Below are 2,765 nucleotides of genomic sequence, written 5' to 3'. Positions count from 1 at the left end.
ACGGGCAATAAATAAGCCCAGGACAGCCCAACGAGAAGCGTGCAGTAGGCATCTATAGTGTGAGCAATGCCTACTGCCCTATTCATATGCAACGGCGACGACATCAGCCATTTGTGCGTTTGACAATTTGTCGTAGCCGCTGCCAATGTGCCGAACCCAACGCCAATTGACTGGCATTGACCTCTTCAATGACATCCTCATATGTCTCGTGCGTGTCAAAGCTTCGTTCCACACGCCTAATGCTGACATATGGCTTAGCCTTGATTGCATCGTGGTCAACACGATAGGTATTGGGCATGATCCCATCTCGCCAGCAGCTTAAGGCAGATCGTTCCATATCAGTCAGCTGACCCAACATCTCACCAATACGCTCACTCAGCAGGATCATTCGACCGTCAAGCCGACCTTGAGTTTTTGCACGTGCGTTCTGCATACGAGCTGCCATGGAACGATAGGTGCTCATTGCACGCACCGCTTCCTCATAAAGCGCACCCGTGCTGACCATCTTATGATAGTGAACCACACGGGTTACGACTTTTTTGCCCGCCGTGCCTCCTCCTCAGCCCAAGTCGCATCAGTGCTGTCAGTGATGACCTTATGCATGTACTCAATATGTTTCTTTACAGCAGCAATATTGTTCTCAACATAGAACGCAGTGCCATCCACCACCTGACCACCATACCGCATGGCAACGCGGCGGTGACTATTCACAGCCTGCGGTGCCCACCAATACTTGGTGGTCTCGCCATCAAGCTGACTGACGTCTGTATAGCTGGCAAGTTCCTTGAGCATACGATCTGCTTGGTAGAGCAGTTTGGAGCGAGGCCCACTTGCGGGCATGGCGTTGGGCGTGAGATTGTATTTCTTAAATAGTTCCTGCAATGTAGGCATGCGTCAGTCCTCTAGGTTGATTGCGCATTTAGGATGCAACACAGGCCTTGTTTTGCAAGTTATTTTATCAATCAGCAGATAATGATGGGTGGCACATCATAGGTGTTCGCCTCCTTATCCAATCGCTGCTCGTTTAATTCCATGATGATCTTCAGCAGTGTAGTCCTTACCCATGCCGTAGCCGCTGGTGCCGCAGTTGATCGCAGGGCCAGTTCTTGCCCAACCTCTTGCGCCAAGGCACTGTATTGACCTGCTACACGCAGTAGCAGTTCATGTCGTGTATTGGACCTGTGAACCAATGATTGCGTATGCAGCTTGTCCATCAATACCAGCAGTGCTTTGGTTGATGCCTCCATACCTCTGGCCTTAATGGATCTAAAATAGCTGGGGTTCATACCCAGCCATTCAGTGCTGAACTCATCAGTGCTTATATATCTGATCCTACAGATGTCCTCGTATATGCTTTGTGTAATTCCCATGTTGTTGTGTCCTTGTCGTGCTTGTCGCTCTGCGACCAGCAGCCATCTGCGCTGTGCTTTGGCTATCGCCACGCACCGCTTGATGGCATTTTTTATCAAGCTATTGATTGTAATGATTATGGTCATGATCATTCAATGATCACTGCTCTTTTCCATAGCAACGTCATACCAACGCTGCCTTAGCGTCAGCATGACTGGGCCTTTTCCTGTAGTTCCCATCATCCACATACACACACACCATTGCTGGCTGGGCAGGTTTTGCGATCATCCCATTTGCAGTGTGCCACCACGCAAGCACCAGCGATGTATGTGAGCATCGTGCGCTGTGTGCTTTGACGGTTACTTGTTGCCAAGCGTTGTCTCCGTCTCACTTGTTCGTCTATTGGCTACGACAATCGCGGTGGGTTCTGCCCACACGCAGCATTGAAGTGAACAACGAGCAGTTCTTGCTTACCGTCTCAATCAGAACAGGATTTCGCAGCACGATTATGACTGGCGTGCCAACCTTATGTCTCGTTTGTAGGTGCTGAGCCCAGGGACCCAGCAGATTTGGCTTGGGCATGGTAGCGGCGCCAGAAGTCTTGCTCATTAAAAGCGTAGTTTTCTCCTGCTAACTGCATGACCGCCGCGATCTCTCTGCGCACAAGCTCTGCACGCATGCGATCAATGATGTCAGTCAGCTCCCGCATGCATGCACGATCCCAGGCACTTAGCTGTCGTTGTGCAGCAAGCTGCTTTTGAACAGCCGTGCAGCGCTCAATCAACGCCTCAGCAGCACGCACAGTCCACGCATCTAAGCGTGCGCGGTTGAGTTCCGCTAAGTCCTGCCGTGACACTGTGCTTCGCATTGCAGCCATACCCTCTTTACAAATCTATTTATCCTTTCGCGCTACGCCTTGCGCGATACAGGCCCAAAACCCTCATAAAATATGCATTCCCTGCGACCTTGCAGCTAACCCACTGTGATCATTGACACGGCTGCGGTGGCAAAATTCGATCGCGATATCAATGTCTTATGTCATATACTGATCGCATAGATAACGTGAGAGATCAGCTATGAAGCAAGCGCAGACCCTAACAGAACGAGACCTCAAACTGGTGCTGAGCCGTTGCCGCACGCGACGCAACAACGTGCGTGATGCAACCCTTGTGCAATTCAGTGTCTATGCGGGCCTGCGTGCCAAAGAGCTCGCACACCTCTTGATCAGCGACGTCTACACCGAATCAGGTGTGCCGCGTGAGCAGTTCATCATTCGTGCCAGCCAAACCAAAGGCAGAACGGCACGGCGGGTATATGTAAGCAGCAAAATGCAGCGTGTGTTGCGTGACTATTACCCAGTGGTGCGGCATAGGTCCCCACACACTGCACTGTTCCAGACGCAGCTACGCACACAG

5 protein-coding genes are annotated in these 2,765 nt (G+C 51.2%); 1 reads left to right on the top strand and 4 read right to left on the bottom strand.

All coding sequences use genetic code 11. The annotated features are described in order from the left end of the window. Window positions 1–103: 103 nt before the first annotated feature. From KG698_RS14995 to KG698_RS14980, 4 genes are all read right to left on the bottom strand, one after another. Window positions 104–505 (bottom strand): hypothetical protein, encoded by a 402-nt coding sequence (locus KG698_RS14995; RefSeq protein WP_213686350.1) that lies wholly within the window; start codon window positions 503–505, stop codon window positions 104–106. A gap of 23 nt (window positions 506–528) precedes the next feature. Then, window positions 529–891, bottom strand: coding sequence for a hypothetical protein (locus KG698_RS14990; protein WP_213686349.1), 363 nt, complete (start codon window positions 889–891; stop codon window positions 529–531). A gap of 71 nt (window positions 892–962) precedes the next feature. Further along, complete coding sequence (locus KG698_RS14985; protein WP_213686348.1) at window positions 963–1,496, bottom strand: DUF6626 family protein; 534 nt, start codon at window positions 1,494–1,496, stop codon at window positions 963–965. Window positions 1,497–1,876: 380 nt separating this feature from the next. Continuing rightward, window positions 1,877–2,206: a hypothetical protein gene (locus tag KG698_RS14980; RefSeq protein WP_213686347.1), complete on the bottom strand. Its 330-nt coding sequence runs from the start codon at window positions 2,204–2,206 to the stop codon at window positions 1,877–1,879. A 220-nt stretch (window positions 2,207–2,426) separates the two neighbouring features. Between KG698_RS14980 and KG698_RS14975 the strand changes: the two genes are divergently transcribed. Beyond that, window positions 2,427–2,765 (top strand): tyrosine-type recombinase/integrase (locus tag KG698_RS14975; protein WP_213686346.1); only part of this gene is annotated, 339 nt, incomplete at its 3' end.

The sequence above is a fragment of the Roseicyclus sp. genome (genome assembly GCF_018402035.1).
Taxonomy (GTDB): domain Bacteria; phylum Pseudomonadota; class Alphaproteobacteria; order Rhodobacterales; family Rhodobacteraceae; genus Roseicyclus.
Note: the sequence above shows the minus strand (reverse complement) of the source record. Positions and strands in the feature narration are given on the sequence as shown.